This is a genomic window from Alloalcanivorax xenomutans (genome assembly GCF_032810065.1).
Taxonomy (GTDB): domain Bacteria; phylum Pseudomonadota; class Gammaproteobacteria; order Pseudomonadales; family Alcanivoracaceae; genus Alloalcanivorax; species Alloalcanivorax xenomutans.
Window position 1 is genome coordinate 2,424,153 of the sequence record NZ_CP136538.1, and the last position, 22,154, is coordinate 2,446,306.

Annotated in this window: 20 protein-coding genes and 2 tRNA genes; 9 read left to right on the top strand and 13 right to left on the bottom strand. The window is 62.3% G+C overall.

Translation table 11 applies throughout. The annotated features are described in order from the left end of the window. The first annotated feature begins 1 nt into the window (after position 1). Positions 2-1,216 carry a hypothetical protein gene (locus RYH70_RS11245; RefSeq protein ID WP_317009131.1) on the top strand — a complete coding sequence of 405 codons (1,215 nt, stop codon included), beginning with the start codon at positions 2-4 and terminating at the stop codon, positions 1,214-1,216. Positions 1,217-1,237: 21 nt separating this feature from the next. On the opposite strand, the gene RYH70_RS11250 is transcribed toward RYH70_RS11245, so the two are convergent. Continuing rightward, on the bottom strand, positions 1,238-1,771 hold the full coding sequence (locus RYH70_RS11250) for a DUF3592 domain-containing protein (RefSeq protein ID WP_317009132.1): 534 nt from the start codon (positions 1,769-1,771) through the stop codon (positions 1,238-1,240). 231 nt (positions 1,772-2,002) lie between these two features. Next, positions 2,003-2,434, bottom strand: coding sequence for an acyl-CoA thioesterase (locus tag RYH70_RS11255; RefSeq protein WP_022994243.1), 432 nt, complete (start codon positions 2,432-2,434; stop codon positions 2,003-2,005). 114 nt (positions 2,435-2,548) lie between these two features. Here RYH70_RS11255 and RYH70_RS11260 point away from each other — a divergent pair, with 114 nt between their 5' ends. Beyond that, complete coding sequence (locus tag RYH70_RS11260; protein ID WP_022994244.1) at positions 2,549-3,070, top strand: hypothetical protein; 522 nt, start codon at positions 2,549-2,551, stop codon at positions 3,068-3,070. On the opposite strand, the gene RYH70_RS11265 is transcribed toward RYH70_RS11260, so the two are convergent. After that, the gene (locus RYH70_RS11265) at positions 3,051-4,598 is read right to left on the bottom strand and encodes a GMC family oxidoreductase (RefSeq protein ID WP_317009133.1); all 1,548 of its coding nucleotides are present in this window, start codon (positions 4,596-4,598) and stop codon (positions 3,051-3,053) included. The genes RYH70_RS11260 and RYH70_RS11265 overlap by 20 nt on opposite strands. After that, positions 4,595-5,230, bottom strand: a complete 636-nt coding sequence (locus tag RYH70_RS11270; RefSeq protein WP_026949229.1) for a gluconate 2-dehydrogenase subunit 3 family protein — start codon at positions 5,228-5,230, stop codon at positions 4,595-4,597. The genes RYH70_RS11265 and RYH70_RS11270 overlap by 4 nt, the downstream gene beginning before the upstream one ends. A 143-nt stretch (positions 5,231-5,373) precedes the next feature. On the opposite strand from RYH70_RS11270, the gene RYH70_RS11275 reads away from it, so the two are divergent. Next, complete coding sequence (locus RYH70_RS11275) at positions 5,374-6,135, top strand: hypothetical protein (RefSeq protein WP_158549043.1); 762 nt, start codon at positions 5,374-5,376, stop codon at positions 6,133-6,135. Continuing rightward, the gene (locus RYH70_RS11280) at positions 6,132-7,556 is read left to right on the top strand and encodes a Y-family DNA polymerase (protein WP_022994248.1); all 1,425 of its coding nucleotides are present in this window, start codon (positions 6,132-6,134) and stop codon (positions 7,554-7,556) included. The genes RYH70_RS11275 and RYH70_RS11280 overlap by 4 nt, the downstream gene beginning before the upstream one ends. 13 nt (positions 7,557-7,569) lie before the next feature. On the opposite strand, the gene RYH70_RS11285 is transcribed toward RYH70_RS11280, so the two are convergent. Then, the gene (locus RYH70_RS11285; protein WP_022994249.1) at positions 7,570-8,154 is read right to left on the bottom strand and encodes a peroxidase-related enzyme; all 585 of its coding nucleotides are present in this window, start codon (positions 8,152-8,154) and stop codon (positions 7,570-7,572) included. A 107-nt stretch (positions 8,155-8,261) separates the two neighbouring features. Here RYH70_RS11285 and RYH70_RS11290 point away from each other — a divergent pair, with 107 nt between their 5' ends. After that, a complete protein-coding gene (locus tag RYH70_RS11290; RefSeq protein ID WP_179746573.1) occupies positions 8,262-11,396 on the top strand; it encodes an error-prone DNA polymerase in 3,135 nt (1,044 codons plus the stop codon). A gap of 64 nt (positions 11,397-11,460) precedes the next feature. Here the strand turns inward: RYH70_RS11290 and RYH70_RS11295 are convergent. The 3 genes from RYH70_RS11295 to gltX all read right to left on the bottom strand — a co-directional run bounded on the left by RYH70_RS11295 (position 11,461) and on the right by gltX (position 13,245). Then, positions 11,461-11,536: transfer RNA gene (locus RYH70_RS11295), tRNA-Glu, on the bottom strand. 5 nt (positions 11,537-11,541) lie between these two features. Then, positions 11,542-11,617, bottom strand: a tRNA-Ala gene (locus tag RYH70_RS11300). Between the two features lie 137 nt (positions 11,618-11,754). Further along, positions 11,755-13,245 carry a glutamate--tRNA ligase gene (gene gltX, locus RYH70_RS11305; RefSeq protein WP_317009134.1) on the bottom strand — a complete coding sequence of 497 codons (1,491 nt, stop codon included), beginning with the start codon at positions 13,243-13,245 and terminating at the stop codon, positions 11,755-11,757. 216 nt (positions 13,246-13,461) lie between these two features. On the opposite strand from gltX, the gene RYH70_RS11310 reads away from it, so the two are divergent. Continuing rightward, positions 13,462-13,878: a DUF4399 domain-containing protein gene (locus tag RYH70_RS11310; RefSeq protein ID WP_055099953.1), complete on the top strand. Its 417-nt coding sequence runs from the start codon at positions 13,462-13,464 to the stop codon at positions 13,876-13,878. A 53-nt stretch (positions 13,879-13,931) separates the two neighbouring features. Here the strand turns inward: RYH70_RS11310 and RYH70_RS11315 are convergent, their stop codons facing one another. Both RYH70_RS11315 and RYH70_RS11320 read right to left on the bottom strand, forming a co-directional pair. Then, positions 13,932-14,786, bottom strand: a complete 855-nt coding sequence (locus RYH70_RS11315) for a universal stress protein (RefSeq protein ID WP_026949226.1) — start codon at positions 14,784-14,786, stop codon at positions 13,932-13,934. A 10-nt stretch (positions 14,787-14,796) separates the two neighbouring features. Next, the gene (locus tag RYH70_RS11320; RefSeq protein WP_022994254.1) at positions 14,797-16,275 is read right to left on the bottom strand and encodes a SulP family inorganic anion transporter; all 1,479 of its coding nucleotides are present in this window, start codon (positions 16,273-16,275) and stop codon (positions 14,797-14,799) included. Positions 16,276-16,662: 387 nt separating this feature from the next. Here RYH70_RS11320 and dusA point away from each other — a divergent pair, with 387 nt between their 5' ends. The 3 genes from dusA (at position 16,663) to RYH70_RS11335 (ending at position 19,388) form a co-directional block, all read left to right on the top strand. Then, a complete protein-coding gene (dusA, locus tag RYH70_RS11325) occupies positions 16,663-17,652 on the top strand; it encodes a tRNA dihydrouridine(20/20a) synthase DusA (RefSeq protein WP_317009135.1) in 990 nt (329 codons plus the stop codon). A gap of 345 nt (positions 17,653-17,997) precedes the next feature. Next, on the top strand, positions 17,998-18,954 hold the full coding sequence (locus RYH70_RS11330; RefSeq protein WP_317009136.1) for a transaldolase family protein: 957 nt from the start codon (positions 17,998-18,000) through the stop codon (positions 18,952-18,954). Next, complete coding sequence (locus RYH70_RS11335; protein ID WP_026949223.1) at positions 18,951-19,388, top strand: tellurite resistance TerB family protein; 438 nt, start codon at positions 18,951-18,953, stop codon at positions 19,386-19,388. Before RYH70_RS11330 ends, RYH70_RS11335 begins: the two co-directional genes overlap by 4 nt. 13 nt (positions 19,389-19,401) lie before the next feature. On the opposite strand, the gene RYH70_RS11340 is transcribed toward RYH70_RS11335, so the two are convergent. The 3 genes from RYH70_RS11340 to RYH70_RS11350 all read right to left on the bottom strand — a co-directional run bounded on the left by RYH70_RS11340 (position 19,402) and on the right by RYH70_RS11350 (position 22,141). Further along, complete coding sequence (locus RYH70_RS11340) at positions 19,402-20,412, bottom strand: MlaA family lipoprotein (RefSeq protein WP_063140052.1); 1,011 nt, start codon at positions 20,410-20,412, stop codon at positions 19,402-19,404. Between the two features lie 110 nt (positions 20,413-20,522). Continuing rightward, entirely contained in the window at positions 20,523-21,281 is a 759-nt protein-coding gene (locus RYH70_RS11345; protein WP_022994261.1) for an HvfC family RiPP maturation protein, read from the bottom strand. Next, positions 21,278-22,141, bottom strand: coding sequence for an HvfB family MNIO-type RiPP peptide maturase (locus RYH70_RS11350; RefSeq protein ID WP_284455604.1), 864 nt, complete (start codon positions 22,139-22,141; stop codon positions 21,278-21,280). Before RYH70_RS11350 ends, RYH70_RS11345 begins: the two co-directional genes overlap by 4 nt. Between the last annotated feature and the right edge of the window lie 13 nt (positions 22,142-22,154).

The window sequence follows — 22,154 nt, forward strand, 5'->3', positions numbered from 1 at the left end:
GTTGCCAGCCTCCACGCCGTCCGCGTTGCTGTTTTTATGTGGGCAATGCGGGCGGCGCGGGCTGGCTTGCCTGCTGTTATTTCTTTTCTCCCTTCCCGCCCACGCCGCCCTGCTTACTCTACCCATCGATGAACACAGTCCACTGATTGGAGCGGCCCGGGATCAGTTGATGCTGGTCCACTACCGGGACGGCGCTTTTCATGAAGTGCGGCATCAGTGGCTGCCCTGGACCCTGGGCCATCAACCCTATTTCCAGGAAGATCATGACGCGCGCCGGGATATTCCGGTAGACCGGGTCGCCGCCGGAGACCGTTTGCTGTTGCGCTCCGGGGACGCCGGAGAGGTTCATCCCATGCCCTTGCCGGCGGAGGTGCTTGCCACGCTGCCCATTGCCCACGGCGACGGCGTTTTCTATGTTCTGCGAGCCCGGCCCCGCGCCACTTTCGCTCCGGCGGCCACGCTCGAACGCGCACCCTTGGCGATCAGGGGCGACCGCTTCCGGCTCTCCTTTGTTGACGACAATCTGTTCCGCTGGGGTGATTTCACTTATCAAGGCTGGAACGGTGAAGGCACCTTACTGGATGGCCTGAAGTTGAGACTCAGCGCTGGCCTGTTGTTACGTAACGCGCGGGTCACTCTGGACAACGACAACCTGGACCCGGTGATCCGGCAGGTCATCACCGGCCCGCTGGCGACGCTGGTATACGCCACCACCCGGGTACGGGTAGCGGGATTGCGTGTGCTCACCGTGCATAACTATTTCATCGTCGGCGCCGACAGCGTGGTGGTACACAGCCGCTTTACCCTGCCGGCCGTGGCCGCCACCGTGTTGCGCGAACCCAGCGCCCGGATCACGGTGGATGGCTATCGGCTGCAAGGGGCGCGCCTGCGTACCAGTTGGACCGGCGCGCGGGAAGCGGTGGTGGACGGCGTACTCAATGACGCGGAGCAGGCCATGCGTGGCAGCACAGTGCCACGGAACAACACCCTATGGTTTGATACCGGAAAGGGCTTTGCCCTGCGCGCCCGATTACGCTTTCTGGACGGTTTCGACACACCGGTACGGTTTATTTACGAGGATGATATGCAGCGGCCCGACCCGCCGGAACGGTTTCCCGGCCAGGAGCCGGAAGTGGGCTTTTTACTGAAGGATCTGCCATTCGGGCAGGAGTATTACGTCATCGCCGAACTGTGGTTCTCTTCCGCCTTGCCGTGATACCAGGTCATTCGCGGACGCTCAGCGCCGCCGCAGCGACAGCAGCTCCCGCGTTCCCCAGTACCCGCCCGCCAAGGCCATGCCGACGAACAACAAGATCACCCAGCCCCCATCGTCATCGCTGTGCAATATGTAACGCCACAGCGGCGCCGGCGCTGTCGCCGTTCTTGCCCTGGCCACGTCCGGTTCCCTGACCGAATAAAGCACTGTCACCGGTGTTCCCTCGGCCAGTGGTTCAGGTAAATCGAACTGCTTTTCGTGGCCCGCGTACTCGATAGTGTGCCGGTGACTTTCGTATCTTTCGAATCGTCCGTGCGTCCACAGCCGATAGTCCATCACCGTGCCCGTCACCTGCCGTCCGTGACGCGACAGTTCAATCCATTCCCACGTTTGATGAACCACCAACGCCGCGCACACCAGCGCGAACAGCAGCTTGAACAACGCGCTTCCCAGCTTTCTCGCTCTCATCAACGTCACATCCTTATCCCGTCGGGCATAATCAAACCCGGTCCGTGAACCTCCGCTTGCCCCATAATTGCGGATCAGTCCGTTCATTGTGCGACACGCTGGCCTACCTTCACGTCCCTTCGCTGCCAAACGGAGCGCCGCCCGGGCCTCTTCCCACAGCGGTTTCGTAGCCGGGGGTGATTCGAAGCGAACGATTTCAGAGCTCGTGGAGAGCCGGGGGGTAGCGTCCCAGGACCGTGCTTCTCCCGTGTCCTGGGACGCTGCCCCCCGGCTCTCCTTCCTTGGCAAGAGGCCCCCAGCCCCTTCCCGTCCAGTCTCTTACGCCAGCTTTTCCAGCGCTTTACGCAGCGGTTCCGGAATCGGCACGGGGCGGCCGCTTTCACGATTGACGAACACATGCACCACATGGCCCAGGGCCTTGGCCGCGCCCTCGGCGCCGAACACCGCCAGGCCATAACGCACCGAGCTGTTACCCAACTTGTCCACGCGCATGCCCACCGCCAAGGACTCCGGATAAGCCGCCGCCTCGAAATACTCACAGCCGGAGCTGACCACATAGGCGATCACATCACCCTGATGAATATCCAGACCGCCCTGCTCGATCAGGTAGCGGTTGATGGTGGAATCGAAGTAGCTGTAGTAGGTGACGTTATTGACATGGCCGTACAGATCGTTGTCGGACCAACGGGTATCCAGGGGGCAAAGGTAACCAAAAGCGTCCCGCAGCGGACGTGTGTTCGCGTCAGTCATGGTTTCTCCTGTGTGGATTTGCGGCGCGACAGCCGCGAATGGCAATGATAGCCTAACAGCCCATTCAAGATCTTTACGTCACCGCGTTGTCACGATCATCGCACAGGGAAAGCCATGGAAAGCGCCGCTTCCTCCACCGTTCGTTCCGGCCTCCGCATCATCCTGCCGCTGACACTGAGCGCCCTGCTCGGCGCCTGTGTCACCGTTGCCCCCCATACTCCGAAATTGAACACCGCCCCCGCCCAGACCTGGTTCTATCTCTTGGATATCGAACCGGCGCTGCCGGCCAGCGAGGTGCGGGTGGAAGCCTTGTATGTGCCCAGCAAACCGGAGTGTCCCCTGCGTCAGGTGGGCACCGATGTGCCGTTGGAACCGCAAGGATTGAATTATCGCATGACGGTCTATCTGGACCGCTTCGATGACCCTTTATGCGGCTGGCGTTTCAACCAGCTGTGGGTGGGCCTGAATGAGGAAAGCGGTTACGCCACCCGTTTCAGCGTGGTGCCCGGTGGCGGCGACCAGACCCGCTGGTGCCGCCTCAACCCCCAACATGGCGTGTGCATGCTCCGGGAACAGGACGTTCTCGACTACAAGGTGCCCGGCACCGTGCACCGCGTCAGGCTGATGCAGCAATAGCCTCGGCGATGCGGGTCGCCAGAGCGTAAACCGTGATCTGCGGATTGACGATGATCGAGGTCGGAAGCAGGCTGGCATCGGCGATGTAGAGCCCGGACACTTCATGGGTTTCTCCACTTTCCGCCACTACGCTGGTGGCAGGATCCGCGCCCATGCGGCAACTGCCCTGGGGATGATAGCTGACCATGCGCAGATGGTGCGGCTGGTTCTCCAGGCCCTCCACCATCGGATCGATGTCCGTTTCCCGACGTATTATCAGCGGTTCACTGGTGGGCACATGGACCTGCTCCGCCCCGGCGGCCAGATGCAGGCGTGCCGCGGCTTTCAGCGCCTTCTTCATGGACGGGAAGTCAATATCGTCCAGTTGGTAATCGATGACCTTATTGTCCCCGTCCCAGTGCACCCGGCCCACATTGTGATCGTGAATCAGGGTCACCAGCCCGGCCAGATAACGGGCCTCTCCCATGAAATCCATGAACGGCGCGCCGGTGCCCGGCTCCGCCGTCATCGACAGTTCCACGATCCCGGCACCACCGTCCTCAAGCACGAAACCGCCGTCCTCCGGGGCCATGAATTGGTCCACGTAGACCCCGAGCATGGCACCGCGCCAGGCGTGCACCGGTTGCGGATAACGGGCGCTGACGTACAGCGACGGATGGCAGGCGAAGTGACGCCCGACCTGATCGGAGCCATTGGCCAATTCGCTGCGCAGCAACAATAGCGGCGTTTGTACCGCCCCGGCGGCCAGCACCACCCGTGGCGCCATCACCGTCATCTCTGCCACCGGTTCACCATCGATGCCGGTGATCTGGGCACGGACGCCGGTGGCGCGACCATTATCGGAGAGAATTCCGGTGACGCGAGTGTCGGAGAAAATGCGCGCGCCGTGGGCCACCGCCCAGGGCAGATAACTGACCAACATGGATTGCTTGCGCTCGGTCTTGCAGCCGGACAGGCAGTGCCCGGTGAGCGCGCAATCGCGGATATTGCGCTGGAACGGCTTCACCGACCAGCCCAGCTTGTCGGCACCGGTCTGGATCAGACGGGCATGGGCGGCAATCTCATGTTCACCGTTTTCATGCACGCCCAGGTGTTTTTCCACCCGCTCGAAATAGGGCCTCATGCTGTCGCTGGTGAGACCGGTGAGTCCGAAATCCCGCCGCCAGTCGCGCAGAATGAAGTCTGGAGTACGGAAACAGACGCCCGCATTGACCACGGTGGAGCCGCCGACACAGGCCCCCTGCAGGATCAGCAGATCGCCACTGCGATTGGTCTGTCCTCCGTGGTCCTGATAAAGCTGCTCCATGGCCTCCGGGAAGCGTTCGCTGAAATCCCGCGACGGCACATAGGGCCCCGCTTCCAGCACCAGTACCCGTTTGCCGCGCCGTGCCAGTTCATAGGCCACCACGGCACCGCCGGCGCCGGAGCCGACCACCACCACATCCGCCTGCAAATTCAATCGCGGCTCATGGATGTCCTTCGCCTGGGTTACCGCCAGACCGGAGTCCCGCCAAAGTGCCGTTGTCATTCCGGCACTCCCGTCTGTACATTCCCCTGCTCCTCCGGCATCGGCGCGTTCCCCAGATATGCCAATCCCCAGCGATCCGAAACCGGACCGTCGAATTCCAGAGCCGGCCAGGTACGTTCGTCGCGCCAATAAGCGCTGTACACCAGTTGCTTGATCACTGTGGCCAGGGTCCGTTGCAACACCAGACCCCGCCCCCAACGATCGAAATAATCCCGCGCCGTTTCGTCGTCGAGATCGACAAAGCGGCGGCCATGGCGGAACACCGCGGCGTTATCGAACAATCCCAGTCCCTGCGACAGTTGCTGGCGCGGTGCCGGCGCCAGCAACGACAGTGTGCGCTGCACGTTGGCCACCACCGGCACGGTTTCGGTATCCGGCAGATCCCGCCCTTCGGTGGGCAATAGCACCCGCCGGCAACGATCGAACAGCAGAAATTCCCGAGCACTCAGTTCGCCGGCCCAATCCGGTATCCGCCGCTGGTCCAGGGGGGAGCGGCGCAACCAGAAAAATCCGCCCGCGGCGACACCCGCCATCACGGCACTGGCGGCCAGCGTCCATTGGAGAAAACGGCGGCGCGCCAAGCCCTGTTGCAGCCATTCCGGCCCCGGCGGGGCGCTGTATTGTTGTGTCATGGTCGCACTCACGGAAGGGAATCAAGCTCCCAACATAGTCAGCCCCGGAGAGGGAGACAACATGTATACCAAACGGCGGACGGATTGACCCGATCGGCACACCGGGATACTGTACATAAGAACAGTATCCCGGATAGACCTTCATGGCCGGTTTCAACGAGAATATGGACGCCCTGCAACAACTGCTTCGTCGCCAGGACACCTGGCAAGGCCCCGGCCGGGGAGCGGCCCGCGAAGAACGCCGGCACACCGGTTTCCCGGCCCTGGACCGCCTGCTCTGGCAAGGTGGCTGGCCCAACCAGGGGCTGGTGGAACTGCTCTGTCCACTGCCCTGTCCGTCATTGCTGCACTTGCTGTTGCCCCTGTTGCGTCGCCGAGAGGACGGCGCCCGCATCATTGCCAACCCCCCGGCCCGGCCTTCCGCCACCGCCTTGAAGCGGGCCGGGTTGCCGCTGGAGCAAATCCTGGTGCTACAGGCCCGGGAACGCTCCACGCTGTTGCGTGCCTGCCTGGAAGCCGCCTCCAGCGATACTCTGGACAGCCTGGTGTTGTGGGCACCGGGAGGTGCCCTGCCCACCGGGACTCTGCGCCGCCTGCACATGGCCGCGCAGCAGGGCCGTTGTCTGTTTCTGCTGGTGCGCCCGCGACGGGCCTCGAAACAGCCCAGCCCGGCGCCCCTGCGTCTGTTGCTGGACGTCGATCAGCCCGGCGAACTGAGCGTCACCGTTGGCAAGCAGCCCGGTGGCCGCCACGGTCAGCAATGCCGGTTGGTGGTGCTGCCCGAGCACCTGCGCCACCCCCCACCGCCCTGCGCCACCATGGCCACCCGGACCCGCCGCCCGGAGACCGCGACGGCGCCCTCTCCGCTGGCGCTGCCGGCGCCAACATCGGAGGTCCATCCATGAATCCCCCCTTGTGGCTGGCCCTGCATTTTCCCTTGCTGGCTCTGGAAGCCGTGGATGGCCCCAGCCCCGAGCCCCGTGTACTGGTGCGGCAGCAACGGATCACCCTGGCCAATGCCGCCGCCCGTGGCGCCGGAGTGAGCGCCGGATTACGCCTGGGCACGGCCCGTGCTTTATGCGACGACCTCCAGGTGCAACAAGCCAATCCCCAGCGGGAGGAACGGGCTTTGCTGCGGGAGGCCCGTCACTTGCTGGTCATGACGCCACAAGTGTGCCTGGCGCCGCCCCATACCCTGCTGCTGGAAGTCGGCGGCTGCCTGAGCCTGTTCGGCGGTTTCAGTGGATTGCTGTCACGAGTGGACCAATACCGCCTGCACTGCCCGCTAACCAGCCATCTGGGCCTTGGTCCCACGCCGCTGGCGGCCTGGCATCTCACCGAGCTGCCTACTCTTGAACACCTGCCGGAACGCAGCCGGTTCCAGGCCTGGCTGGCGACCTTGCCGATCGACACCCTGGCCCTGGAAGACGCCGTGAAAGAACGTCTGCGGGCCCCTGGCTTTCATACCCTCGGCGACCTGTTCGCACTGCCGCGGGCCGCGCTCGGCAAACGATTCGGCGCTTCCTTTCTGGACTGGCTGCAACGCCTGCTCGGAGAGAAAGCGGACGTGCGCCGGGCGATTCCCGCCCCAGCACCATTCCGGGAACAACAACAATTCGATGATCCGATAAACGACCAGGCCCTGCTCAAAATCCCCATGGCGGCGCTGCTTGAGCAGATGGAGCAACACCTGAGGCGCTATCAGGAGCAGGTGCTGGCGATACGCTGGCATTTGCGTCTGGACAATCGCGAACGGCACACCCTGCTGGTGCGCCGGGCCCGGCCAGCCCATGACGCCGCCGGCTGGCTCGATCTGAGCCTGCGGCGCCTGGAGCACCAGCCTCTGGACGGCGCGGTGCTGGGACTGGGTTTGGATACCAGCCGGCCACGGCCATTGAACCCCGGCCTTGCCGCCCTGTTTCCGGAGCCCGGAGCCCGCGCTCCGCTGAGCGGCCTGCTGGAAAAGCTGGTGGACACTCCGGGGCTGGCGCTTTATCGCCCGGCTCTGGCCGATGACCACCTGCCGGAATACAGCGAATGCCGTCAGCCGCCGTTCGGCATGAAACCACGGGAGCCTGAACAGGATCAGGCGGATCAGGACCGCCCTTTGTGGTTATTGGAATCGCCGCTGAGACTGCACCAGGACAACGGGGTGCCGGTGTGGCGGGGACAGCCTCTGCGGCTGTTTCCGCAACAGGAGCGTTTCAGCCAGCCCTGGCGGGGAACGATGCCCCGCCACTATCGGCTGGCGCATCATCCCCAGGGGGAATGTTGCTGGCTGTTCCAGGATGCCCGGCAGCAGTGGTGGCTGCATGGTTTCTTCTGATGCCCTGTTCCCTTTATTGCCGTGGCACCCGTCCCATCAGGTAGAACTCCTCGTTGGGCGGTGTTCCGGTGAGATTGACCATGCGATTGGACATGCCGAAAAACGCGGCGATGGCGCCAATATCCCACATGTCCTCGGTGGTGAAGCCCACTTCCGCCAGGCGGGCCTCCCATTGATCGTTCATCTCCCCCTGTTCCAGCGCCAGATGAAACGCGAAATCCAGCATCACCCGATGACGCTCGCTGATCGGCGCGGTGCGGTGGTTGATCGCCACTTGATCCGCCACCAACGGATTCTTGCTGTAGATCCGCAGCAAAGCGCCATGGGCCACCACACAGTACAGACAGTGATTCCGGGCACTGGTGGCGACCACGATCATTTCCTTTTCCGCTTTGCTCAGGGTGTCGGACTCGCGTTCCATGAGAGCATCGTGATAGGCGAAAAAAGCTCGAAATTCCGCCGGACGGCGGGCCAGCATGAGAAACACGTTGGGCACGAAGCCGGCTTTTTCCTGCACGCCAAGAATCACCTCGCGAATGTCTTCCGGCAGGTTGTCCAGACTTTCCGGTATGGGAAAGCGTTTGTTATTCAGAGTCATGGTGGTATCCCAAGGCAAACGAATGAAACGGGCACTCCAGTTAACGTTAACGTCAGGTTGATGTCCATCCCTCGACGGCGGGACCGAGAGGTGCCGGGGAGTCACCCATGACCCCGGATGCCCTGCCCTTCGCCGAACTACACTGCACCAGCGCCTTCAGCTTTCTCACCGGCGCCAGCCAGCCGGAAGAATTGGTGCAACGTGCCCACGAACTGGGCTACCGGGCTCTGGCGATCACCGATGACGCCTCCCTGGCCGGAGTAGTGCGGGCCTGGCGGGCGCACAAGGCATTGCGGGACGGCAGCGGCACCGCCCTGAAACTGATCATTGGCAGCGCTTTCCACCTGGAAACCGATCAAGGCGCTCTGCATCTGGTATTACTGGCCAGGAACCGGCGTGCCTACGGTGAAATCGCCACCTTGATCACCCAGGGACGGCGACGGGCGGAAAAAGGAAAATACCAACTGCACTGGCGGGATCTGACACGGCTGGAGCGCCATGCCCTGTGTCTGTGGTTCCCCGCCGGCGATGGCCGCGATCCCCATCATGCCTCCTTGCTCCAGGCCCATTTCGGCGATCGCTTCTGGCTTGCCTGCGAACTGCTGCAGGATCGTAACGACGCCCTGCACTATCAATATTGTCTGGCCTTGGCGCAACGTTTCGATCTGGCCATGAGCGCCGCCAACGATGTGCATTATCATCGCGCCGAGCGGCAAAGGCTGCAGGATGTCCTCACCGCGCTGCGGCTGAACACTTCGGTGTACGAGTTGGGCCGTCGCCGGTTCCAGAATGATCAGCGGCACCTGCGTTCGCTGGAGACCCTGGCCGGTATTTATCCAGAGCCCTTGCTTCGCGAGGCGGCCTGGATTGCCGATCAGTGCGAGTTCAAGCTGGACGACATCCGCTACCAGTATCCGGAAGAAGTCGTGCCGCCGGGTCAGAACGCCGACGATTATCTGGCCGCCCTCACCCATCAAGGCGCCGCGCGACGTTATCCCGATGGCGTACCCGCCTCCGTACAGGCCCTGCTGGAGCGGGAGCTGGCGCTGATCCGCGAACTGGAATACGCCCATTACTTTCTCACCGTCCACGACATCGTCGCCTTCGCCCGTGGCCAGGGCATTCTTTGCCAAGGACGCGGTTCCGCCGCCAATTCCGCGGTGTGTTACTGCCTCGGCGTCACCGAAGTGGACCCCGACCGCAGCCAGCTTCTGTTCGAGCGCTTCATTTCCAAGGAACGGCGGGAGCCACCGGACATCGACGTGGACTTCGAGCACGAGCGCCGCGAGGAGGTGATGCAGTACCTGTACCGCAAATATGGCCGGGACCGCGCCGCCCTGGCCGCTACCGTGATCCATTACCGCACCCGCTCGGCGGTGCGCGACGTGGGCCGGGCGCTGGGCGTGGATCTGTCGATCATCGAGCGGCTCAGCGCCAATCTGGCCTGGTGGGACAAACCCGCCGATCTGCAGGAGCGGTTCCGTGAAGTGGGTCTGGGCGATACCGCCCTGGGACGGCAGTACCGGGCGCTGGTGTTTGAACTGGTCGGCTTTCCCCGGCATCTGTCCCAGCATGTGGGCGGTTTCGTCATTACCCGCGATCCGGTGCCCACGCTGGTGCCGGTGGAAAACGCCGCCATGGCCGATCGCACCGTGATTCAATGGGACAAGGACGATCTGGAAGCCCTGGGGCTGATGAAGGTGGACGTACTGGCCCTGGGCATGCTCACCGCGATCCGCAAAACCCTGGATCTGGTCAGTCACTACCGCGGCCGGCCGCTGATCATGCAGGACATCCCCACCGAGGATCCCGCCACCTACGACATGCTCTGCAAGGGCAACAGTCTGGGGGTCTTCCAGGTGGAGTCCCGGGCGCAGATGAACATGCTGCCGCGGCTGCGGCCACGCAAGTTCTACGATCTGGTTATCGAGGTGGCCATCGTCCGCCCCGGCCCGATTCAGGGCGACATGGTGCATCCCTATTTGCGCCGCCGCGATGGCCTGGAAGAACCCGATTACCCGGACCCGAAAGTGGAAGCGGTACTGAAACGCACCCTGGGTATCCCCATCTTCCAGGAGCAGGTGATCCAGCTGGTCATGGTGGCGGCGAAATTCTCCGGCGGCGAGGCGGATCAGTTACGCCGGGCCATGGCCCGCTGGGGCAAGAGCGGCGAACTGATGCAGTTCCAGGACAAGGTGATCCAGGGCATGCGCGCCAACGGCTACAGCGAGGATTATGCCCAGCGCCTGTTCGAGCAAATGAAGGGCTTCGGCGGCTACGGTTTTCCGGAATCCCACTCCGCCAGTTTCGCCCTGCTGGTGTATGTGTCCGCCTGGCTCAAACGCCATCACACCAGCGCCTTTTACTGCGGCTTGCTCAACAGCCTGCCGATGGGCTTTTACAGTCCCTCGCAAATTCTCCAGGATGCGCGCCGCCACGCCATTGAACTGCGCCCTCTGGACGTACGGCACAGCCACTGGGACCACACTCTGGAAGAGACACAAAGACAAAAGCTCGGGGTACAGCCAGCCTTGCGGCTGGGATTTCGTCAGTTGAAAGGGTTCAATCCGGAAGCCGCCGAGCGCCTGGTACAAGCCCGCGCCGAACGCCCCTTCAGCAGCGTGCGTGATCTGTGTCGGCGGGCCCGTCTTAATCAGCGGGAACGGGAAGCGCTGGTGGCCGGTAACGCACTGCGCGCGCTCAGCGGCCACCGCCACCAGGGCCACTGGGAAATCCAGGGACTGGAAGCGCCGCGCCCACTGCTTGAAACGGAGCGCGGGGCCGGCAAGGACCATGACGGAGTCTATCTCGACGCCCCTTCGGAGCACGCTGATCTGCTGCAGGATTACCGTCACCTGGGTCTGACCCTGGGCCGGCATCCCATGGCCCTGGTCCGCCATCTCCCTCGCTTTCGCGGCTGCCGCCGGGCACGGGACTTGAAGCGGGGCCGGCCGGGACAACTGATCCGGGTCGCCGGGCTGGTGACCAACCGGCAAAGACCCGGCTCCGCCAAAGGCGCGCTGTTCATGACACTGGAGGATGAGACCGGCAACACCAACGTGGTGATCTGGAATGCCATTCAGGAACGGTTCCGCAAAACCCTGCTTCGCAGCCCTCTGGTGATCGTCAAAGGCACTCTGGAAATCAGTCCGGAAGGCATCGTGCACCTGATGGCGGGAGCCTTGATCGACGCCGGTGATGCGCTGCGGGAATTGAATATCAAGTCGCGGGATTTTCGCTAAGGAGGCAGCAAGAGTATCCGCCCCAAAGCAAAAACCCCCGCTCAATGAGCGAGGGTTTTTGTAGTGGCGTCCCCTAGGGGAGTCGAACCCCTGTTACCGCCGTGAAAGGGCGGTGTCCTAGGCCACTAGACGAAGGGGACGTATTTGGTGGAGCTAGGCGGGATCGAACCGCCGACCTCTACAATGCCATTGTAGCGCTCTCCCAGCTGAGCTATAGCCCCAGATTGTGACCACCGGTATGTGCGTCCCGTGTGGTGCGGCGTATTCTACCCAGGGGCCCTATCCTGTCAAGCACTTAGCGGCGGTTTTTCACGGTTTTTGCCCCGTCTGTTCATCCCTTGGTCAAATTGCTGCAATCTTAATCAGCCCGGCGAATCAAGGAGGCGTAGGCCTTCTCCAGCTTCTTGGTTTGCTTCTTGGAGACCCCGCCCAGCACCTCCACCGCGTGACGCAATCGCGCCCGGCTGATATCGGCGCCCAGCAATGCCATGCTGTCCACCACCGAAAAACTGGCGCTGGTGCCGGCGATGGCCACGAACACCGGGAACAGGAAGTCACGGATTTTCACATCCAGGGCATCCGCCAGGGCCTTGGCATCGGCGAACAGATTATCCCGGTTCCAACTGCGCTGAGCCTCACAGGACCAGAGGAAGAACTGCAGCCATTCCTTCATATCCTCGGTGCTGTACTGCTTATGCTCGAAATCCTGTTCTCTGATGGTGAGCATCCCGGAGAAACAGAAGCCGGCCTTGTCCACCACGTCGCTCAGCGTTTCCACCCGCTGCTTGATGTGCGGCAGCACCTGCATCACGTAGTCCCGATTGAAAGCCCAGCCCATCAGTTGTTGCAGAAACTGTTCATCGGACAGGTCCCGCAACCACTGGCCGTTGAGCCAGCTCAGCTTTTCCACATCGAACACCGGTCCACCCAGGGACACGCGGTTGATGTCGAAAGCCGCTTCCATCTCGCTCAGAGAGAAACGCTCACGTTCATCGGGCATGGACCAGCCCATGCGGCCGAGGTAGTTCACCAGCGCTTCCGGCAGGAAGCCCATGCGGCGATAGAAATTGATACTGGTGGGGTTCTTGCGCTTGCTGAGTTTGGATTTGTCCGGATTACGCAGCAGCGGCATGTGACACAGCACCGGCATGTCCCAGCCGAAATACTCATACAGCAGCTTGTGTTTCGGAGCGGAGTTCAGCCATTCCTCACCACGCAGCACATGAGTGATACCCATCAGATGGTCATCCACCACATTGGCCAGATGATAGGTAGGCAGCCCATCGGATTTCAGCAGGACCTGCGCGTCGGCCAGGGCCCAATCCAGCTCCACGGTGCCGCGCAGCATATCCTTGATGGCGCAGCGGCCATCCTCCGGCACCCGCATGCGGATCACGTAAGGCGCCCCTTCCGCTTCGCGGCGGGCCTGCTCGGCTTCATCCAGCTCAAGGTCACGGGGTTTCAACGCCCGGTTTTCACCGCTCTCCTTGATCCGGGCACGTAATGTGTCCAGTTCCTCGGCGCTGCGGTAACACTTGAAGGCGTGGCCGGCCTGAACCAATTGCTCGGCGTACTGACGGTAGATATCGCCGCGCTCACTTTGACGGTAAGGCGCGTGAGGGCCACCGACGTCCGGCCCTTCGTCCCAATCCAGCCCCAGCCAGCGCAGGGAATCCAGGATCGCCTGCTCCGATTCCGCGGTGGAACGCACCTGGTCGGTATCCTCGATCCTGAGAATGAACTGACCACCGTGCTGACGGGCAAAACAACGATTGAACAAGGCAATGTAAGCGGTGCCCACATGGGGATCGCCGGTGGGGGACGGGGCTACCCGGGTACGAACGGTCATGACAACTCCACGGCCGGAAAAAGGCGGCATTATACGGCATTTGCCGGCACGCCGACATGCTATTCGCCCGCCGCGGGCCGGTCGAACAGCGCCTTCCTCATTTGACAAAAAACGGCAACAGGAGGACCTTTTTGTATCCGGTCCGTCTGATATTCAATCCATACTGGCCGGCTTTGACGCTGTTACTTTCTTCGCCGTAATCAAGGAGGGCCTGAAATGAAAGTACTACTGACCGCCGCGCTGCTGGTGCTGGCACCGTTCGCCACCGCCATCGAGCGTACTCCCGCGCCGCCCGAAGCCGAAGTGTATTTCATCACGCCGCAGGACGGCGACACCGTCTCCGGGCCGGTCACCGTGAAATTCGGTCTCAAAGGCATGGGCGTGGCCCCCGCCGGCGTCACCCAGGACAACACCGGGCACCACCACCTCCTGGTGGATCTGAAGGAGGCGGTGAACGAGGATCAACCTCTGCCCAGCAATGACAACGTGCGCCATTTCGGCGGCGGCCAGACCGAAACCACGCTGGATCTGCCACCGGGCGAACATACCCTGCAACTGATCATGGGCGATGCCCGCCACGTGCCGTTCGAGCCTTCCATCACCAGCGAGAAAATCACCATCACGGTGAAATAAACCGCTGCCGCGGCGAGGCACTCCACCTCGCCGCTGTTTTCCTTTCTCCGGGGTCAGCGCAACAGCAGGTGCGGCACCCTCGCCTCTCGCAGCATTTCATTGGTGGTACTGCCCAGCAGGAATTCCCGGATACGGGAATGGCCGTAAGCGCCCATCACCAGCAGCTCGATACCATGCTCCTGCTGATAACGATGCAACGCCGGTTCCACTTCGCCTTCCAGGATGGCGGTGAAGACCTGGTGACCGCCATCGGACAAGCGCTCCCCGGCCCAGGCCAGCTCTTCGTGACGGGCATGCTGGCCATCATCGACGGTCACCAGATGACAGTCCAGACCACGGAACAGCGGACTGGCGGCCAGCATTTCCACCCCCTTGCGGCAAGTATCACTGCCATCGAAAGCCAGCATGATCACCCCGGGCTCGGAGAACGTCTCGGGCACCACCAGTATCGGCCGGTAGACCGCCCGGACCACCCGCTCCACGTTGTCCCCCACTTTGGCGGACGCCCCCTGATGTTCGGTGCCCTGCCGTCCGATCACCAGCAGCCGGGTCTCGTCCTGAAGCGCCAGCAGGCTTTCCAACAGGTCGCCATGGCGTTGTTGCAACTCCGGATCGTCGATGCCTTTGTCCATCGCCCGGGCCTTGGCCGCGTCCAGCATCAACTTTCCCTGTTCCATGGCCACCCGGTTACGGCGGGCGTCCAGGTCGGCCAACTCTTCCATCAGATGTTCACGGGCGCCCAGGCTCAAGGACCCGCTCAAGTCCGTGGGCGTGCTCGGATAACGTTGCTGGTCCAGCACATGCAGCAGCTTCAGCGGCGCATCCAGGCGCCGGCTGGCCCAAACCCCGGCATCGCATACCGCGCTGGCGGCCACTGACCCATCAATACAGGCAACGACTTTGCTCATGTTGTTTTCCTCAATGTCCACCCATCAGTTTTTCCACGGCGTCCGGCTTATCGTGTACCGCGTATTTGTCCACCAGAGTGGCACTAGCCTCATTAAGACCGATCAGTTCCACATTGGTGCCTTCGCGGCGGAATTTGATGATCGCCTTGTCCAGTGCGCCAATAGCGGTGATATCCCAAAAATGGGCCCGATGTACATCGATGACCACTTTTTCCAGGGCCTCACGAAAATCGAAAGCATCCAGGAACTGTTCCGATGAGGTGAAAAATACCTGCCCCACCACATGGTAGGTACGTTCGCCGGGAGCGTCCTGTTCCGAACGCACATAAAACACCCGCCCGACTTTATTGGCGTAGAACAGCGCGCTCAGCACCACGCCAACGGCAACCCCCAGGGCCAGGTTATGAGTGAGCACGGTGACCACCACGGTGGCCAGCATGACGATGGTGCTGCTGGGCGGATGGCGGCGCAGGTTCACCAGCGATTCCCAACTGAAAGTACCGATGGACACCATGATCATCACCGCCACCAGCGCGGCCATCGGAATCCGCGACACGTGATCGCCAAGAAACACCACCAGGATCAGCAACACCACACCGGCCACCAGCGTGGACAAGCGGGTACGGCCACCGGATTTCACATTGATCATGGACTGGCCGATCATCGCGCAGCCGGCCATGCCACCGAAGAAACCGGCGACGATGTTGGCAATGCCCTGCCCCTTACACTCGCGATTCTTATTGCTCTCGGTGTCGGTCAGTTCATCGATGATGGCGGCGGTCATCATGGACTCCAGCAGCCCCACTATCGCCAGCGTCAGGGACACCGGAAAAATGATCTTCAGGGTTTCCAGGGTCAAAGGGATGTCCGGCAGCAGGAATACCGGCAGGCTGTCTGGCAGGTCCCCCTTGTCCCCCACGGTGGGGACGTTCCAGCCCATGGCCACGCACAACACGGTAAGACCGATGATGCAGATCAGAGGCGAAGGCACCGCCTTGGTCAACAACGGAAACAGATAAATAATCCCCAGACCGCCGATCACCAACGGATAGACCAGCCACGGCACGTCCACCAGCTCCTTGAGCTGGGCCATGAAAATCAGGATCGCCAGGGCGTTGACGAAGCCGGTGATCACCGACCGGGACACGAATCGCATCAATTGTCCCAGCTTCAGAAAGCCAGCAACGATTTGCAGCACCCCGGCCAGAATCGTCGCCGCCAGCAGATACTGCAGGCCATGTTCCTTGACCAGAGTCACCATCACCAGCGCCATGGCGCCGGTAGCGGCGGAAATCATGCCGGGCCGGCCACCGGCGAAGGCGGTGACCACGGCAATACAGAACGATGCGTAAAGACCCACTTTGGGGTCTACCTCGGCGATGATGGAAAAAGCGATGGCCTCGGGGATCAATGCCAGCGCCACGACAATGCCGGCGAGCACGTCCGCGCGAACATTGCTGAACCAATGCTCTTTAAGGGAAGCAATCATTAACGGAAAACCCTATGTACTTATGCAAAAAAAGACATCACAAAAGGCGGCAACAAAAATTGCCTGAAGCAATTTGGGCATAAAAACAGGCGATAAATCGCGAATACGGGACAACGGTCCCGCGGGAACCAGAAAGTTCCGGGGATGAACACCGTCGGGCCGGCGCGAGAAGCACCTGCCGGGTGTCGGAAGATCCGCGCGCTAGGGCGGAGTCAGGCCATCAAGGATGGCGGGGGAATACGAATGCAACATGAAAATCAGACATTACCCGTCATGGAAGGCGGCGCAGTCTACCAGCCCGCGCCAGCTATGCCCACCTCGGATCCGATTTTGCCTCACACCGGCACCGTGCGATAATGCGCCCCCTGCAGTCGTTGCCACCGTCCCATGCCCACATCCCCACGCCTTGCCCCCGGTCCCGACCGGCGCCTTTCGGTGGCGCCGATGATGGACTACACCACCCGCGACTACCGTTATCTGGCACGGCTGATCAGCCGTCATACGCTGCTGTATACGGAAATGGTGGTGGCCCAGGCGGTGATCCATGGCGATCGCGAGCGGCTGCTGGGCTTTGACGACACCGAGCACCCGGTGGCGGTGCAGCTCGGCGGCAGCGATCCGGCCCAGTTGGCGGAAGCCGCGCGGATCTGCGCCGACTACGGCTACGACGAGATCAATCTGAACGTGGGCTGTCCCTCGGACCGGGTGCAGCAGGGCAAGATTGGCGCGGTGCTGATGGCCGAGCCGGATCTGGTGGCCCGCTGCGTGGAGGCCATGGCCCGGGTCAGCCCGGTGCCGGTCACGGTGAAGACCCGCATTGGTATCGATGATCAGGACGACTATCCGTTCCTGCAACGCTTCGTCGCCCGCATGGACGCCGCCGGCTGCCGCAGCCTGACCATCCACGCCCGCAAGGCCATCCTCAGCGGCCTGTCGCCGAAGGAGAATCGGGAAATTCCCCCGCTGATCTATGAACGGGCCTACGCCATCAAGCAGGCGTTCCCGCATCTCGAGGTCATTCTCAATGGCGGCCTGCGCGATTTGCCTTCCGTGCTGCACCATCTGGATCAGGTGGATGGTCTGATGATAGGCCGGGAAGCCTACGGCAACCCCTGGTGCCTGGCCGGTCTGGACGCCACCGTGTTCGGTGATCCCGCGCCCCAACCGGATCGTCATCAGGTGGCACGGGCCTTCCTCTCTTATCTGGAGCAGCGCTACGCGGGAGGCTGTCATCCCAAGCACGTGCTGCGCCACGCCCTGAACCTGTTCCAGGGCCAGCCCGGAGCCCGCGCCTACCGCCGTCATCTGAGCGAGAACATGCACAAAGCGGACACCACCCCAAAGGTGTTCGAGGAAGCGCTGGCCCTCGTGAGCTAAGGAATGCACTGGAAAGAACCTTCCCGGGTTCTTATGCTCTAAGAGCCTGTTTACGATCTATTCACCGCCGCGCCGGAGTTCATTTTTTCGTCAGGCCGTGATTCCGATTGTGCAATGTAGTCATCTACATAAACAAGCGTAATTGCGGCCTGGCGGAAAAAGGGACCCGGCCCTTCGGGTTGCGCTTGAAAAGCCGCCAGAGGACGCTGTGGCCTTTGACTTTGGAACCACCAGAGCCTGCAGTCCCCAACGCCCTCTGGCGGCTTTTCCAGCAGCAACGCGGTGGCGAATAGATCGTAAACAGGCTCTAATGCTCACTCACTTTTTTGGTTAACGGGACGGATCATGGCGAATCAGCGGCAGCAACTGGAGCAATGGACCACCGTGGTGGCGGACACCGGCGATATGGAGATGATCGCCGCTCTCGCCCCCTGTGACGCCACCACCAATCCCTCTTTGCTGTTGGCGGCGGCGCGGGACAGCCGCTATCAGTCCCTGCTGACCCAGGCCCGGAGCCTGGCCACGGAAATGGGCCGCGGCCACGACCTGACCTGGTGCAGCGACGCCTACGCCTGCCTCGCCGGGCAAGCGGTGCTGGAGCATGTTCCAGGCCTGGTTTCCACCGAGGTCGACGCCCGCCTGTCCTTTGACACCCGCGCCACGGTGGAGCGGGCGCGGCGGCTGATGGCGCTGTACCGGGAACTGGATGTGGATCCGGATCGCATCCTGATCAAAATCGCCGCCACTTGGGAAGGCATCGAGGCCGCCCGTACCCTCGAAGAGGAAGGTACCCGCTGCAATCTGACCCTGGTGTTCTCCCTGGCCCAGGCCCTGGCCGCCGCCGAAGCCGGCACCACGCTGATCTCCCCGTTCGTCGGCCGGATCCAGGACTGGCATGTCAAACGCGGCCTCGACATCCAGCACATCGACGACGATCCCGGCGTGCAGTCGGTATGCGGCATTTTCCGCACGCTCAAGGCTCGTGGACTGGAAACCATCGTCATGGGCGCCAGCTTCCGCAATGCCGATCAGATCCGCGCGCTGGCTGGCTGCGACCGTCTCACCATCAGCCCGGCCCTGCTGGAAACCCTGGCCGCCGATGAGAATCCGCTGACCCAGGCTCTGGACGCCGCCGACGTGGAACCGGATGAAGACTGGACACCGATCAGCGAAGCGGGCTTCCGCTGGGCGCTGAATCAGGACCCCATGGCCAACGACCTGCTCAGTGACGGCATCCGCCGCTTCGCCGCGGATCAGGTCGCCCTGGAAACTCTGTTAAGCGAGGAGGAACGTGCCGCGTGAATTGGATTGCCCGCCTGTTCGAACCCCAGACCACCCGGGAACCGGTCACGGAACTGGATTTGCACCGGGCCGCCGCCGCCCTGCTGCTGGAAGTGGCGCGCACCGACGGCCGCATTGATGATCGCGAAAAACAAAGCCTGTTCAAGGCGGTGCGCCAACGCTGGCAATTGGACAGCGACGAACTGGAAGAGATTGTCGCCGAGCTGCATGAACGGGTGGAAGGCGCCACCGATCTGTATGAATTCACCAGTCCGTTGCGCGAGCATTGGGGCCCGGAACCCCGGGCCCGTCTGATCGAGGACATGTGGGCCGTGGCCGCCGCCGATGGCAAGGTGGACGTGTACGAAGAGCATTTGATCCGCCGCGTGGCGGACCTGCTCTACGTGTCTCACGGCGATTACATTCGAGCCAAACTCGCCGCCACCGGCGAATAGTGACCCGCGCGGATCACCATTGCGGTTCTGATTCCGTCCCCTGTTCCTCCGCCGGCGCCGCTTGCCCTTCGGCCTTCGGCGCCGGTCCCGGCACCCGGCTCAGTCCTTCCCCCTTCATGCGCTGAGTGATGTAGAAATTACGCAGGAAGGTGTAGCGGTCACCGATAATGTTGCGCTCCAGGTCAAGCAGATCGGCGCGTAGATCCACCGCGTAAACCGCGCTGAAGATGAGACGGTCCGTGGTGTCTTCCAGCAAATAGTGAGACAGCCGCATATAGTCTTCCGGCCAGATAGTGGCGGCGTCCCGGACCGTGGACGGGCCGAACAGCGGCAATACCAGATAAGGACCGGAGTCCACGCCCCAACGCGCCAGCGTCAAACCCAGATCGGTCTTGTGTTTCGGAATGTCCAGTTCCGACGCCACGTCGAACAGGCCGGCCAGCCCCAGCGTGGTATTCACCGAGAAGCGGCCGAAATTATCCCGCGCCTGTCCCCAGCGCCACTGGAGCACGTTGTTCAAGCCACTGCGGAAATCCTGCAGGTTGGCGAAAAAACGCGTGAAGGTATCGTCCAGCCATTGCGGAGTAATGAATCGATAGCCCTTGGCCGCCGGCTTCAGCGCATAGCGGTCCACGAACTCATTGAAGCCGAACATTTTGCGGTTGAAGCCCTCCCAGGGATCGATCTCCTCCCAGTCCATGGCAGGGCCGGCAAAGGGATCATCCAGGTCACCGGAACCGGAGCCGGCCCAGTCATCGCCGCCGTCGCCCCAGTCATCATCCGCGGCCGGGGCGCTTTCCCCCCAGTCGTCTCCGCCATCCGCAGCGGCGGACTGGGCGGGCAAGGCGTCCGGAGCGTCATCAACGGCGCTTTCCACCGTGCGTTCCACATTACCGCGTTCGGCATCGGCGGCGCTCGCCGCCTCCGGCGGCGCCAACGGCGCCCGGGCTTCACTGTCATCCCGGGGCGTCTGCGCACACCCAACCACCAGGCCAGCGAAAGCCAGCAGAATCCATTTACGCACAAGCAATCCTCTGTTCGTTGGTGAGCGCATTATAGGCACGTCCGTGCTATCACTCCCAGGATCTGATCACAGCCCCTTCACCGGGAAGTCACATCGGACAGGAGCCCGATTCAGCGTGCTCCCAGGATCACGTCCTTGCCGCGCAGTTGCTCCAGCAACTCAACGGCGAAACCATGCAGCGCACTCTGGTCGGCAAAGTTCAACTCTTCCGCCAGTCTTGTCAACACAGCCTCGCCCTGCTCTTCAGGGCTGGCCGCCATCAATTGCAGCATGCGGGCGGTGGCCGGGTTCAGTTCGGTGAAGCGGACCCGATCGTCCCGATCCCGGTGAATAAGCAGCCACACCGGTTCCGCCAGGGGCCGGTCAGGACGATAATCCGGACCAATCCGGTGGACCGGGAAGCGATATCCCTGCAGTACATGCAGAGGATTGAGCACCGGCACCCCCGCGAGCAGATCGCCATCGGGATCATAGCCTCGCTGGGGAATCTCCTCGGTGGCGGTATCGAGGACCACCTCCATCCACTCGTAATGGGCCAGTTCCGCCAGATAAGGCGGGTCCTGGGGATCGGGCTGATACTCCCCGGCCAGGAAAGCAACGAATTCGCCGGGGATTTGCAGAAAATAGGGGGAATGGCTGCGGTGGCGATGAAAAAAAGCGCGCACCAGAGCCCGCCAGCGGTCTTCCGGCAAGACGCCGTGCAGGACCGGAAAGCCCTGGCTCAGGATGCCCTGCACATTATTGAAAAAGAGGTCGCGGTATACCGCGAGCCGGCGATCCTCCAGCCCCTCCGGTGCCGCGTGCCGGTCCGGGTCGCGCAGATGGGCGGCAAAACGCCGCTGCACGGCAACAAAATCCGGCTCGCTCATGCGGAGCTCCTGTCCGGCTTCCGGGCCTGATCTTCCACCTGCCGCTGGGTATCGCCGATACGGCTCAACTCCGCGAACAGGGTATCGTTGTCGGGAAAGTTGAAATCCCGCTCCAGCAACGTCGGCAGCACCCCAAAGCGTCGATAAGCGTGTTCCAGCAATGACCACACCGGCTCGATCACGGCGCTGCCGTGGGTATCCACCTTGAGATCCTCGGCCTCGTCGTAGTGACCGGCGATATGCACATAGCAGATCCGCTCGCCGGGCAGGCCATCGATGAAGCTGTACGGGTCGTAACCGTGATTGATGCCGTTCACATAGGCGTTGTTGACGTCCAGCAACAGACCGCAATCGGCCTCCTCGAGCACCGCGCGAATGAACTCCAGCTCAGTCATTTCCGCGGGACCGCCGGGGGGCGTGTAATAACTGACGTGTTCAATACCAATCGGGCGTTCAAGAAAGTCCTGCACCCGCCGGATACGATCGGCGACGTAACGCACCGCCTCACCGGTAAACGGTATCGGCATCAGATCATAAAGATGGCCACCGTCATTGCAGTAGCTCAAATGTTCGGTATAACAGCGGATTTGATGTTCATCGAGAAACCGTTTGATCGCGGCCAGCAGCTCGAAATCCAGCGGATGGGGTCCACCCAGGGACAGGCTCAGACCGTGGCAGACGAACGGGAAGCGTTCGGTGAAACGACGGAATTCCCGGCCCAGGCGACCGCCCATGGGGATCCAGTTTTCCGGCGCCACCTCCATGAACTGGAACGGCACGGTCTCGCATTGGGAAAGCGGGCCCATCAGGGCCCGCCGTAATCCCAGGCCGGTCCCTTCGACCGGAGTAAGGGCTTTCATCACGGCACTCAGT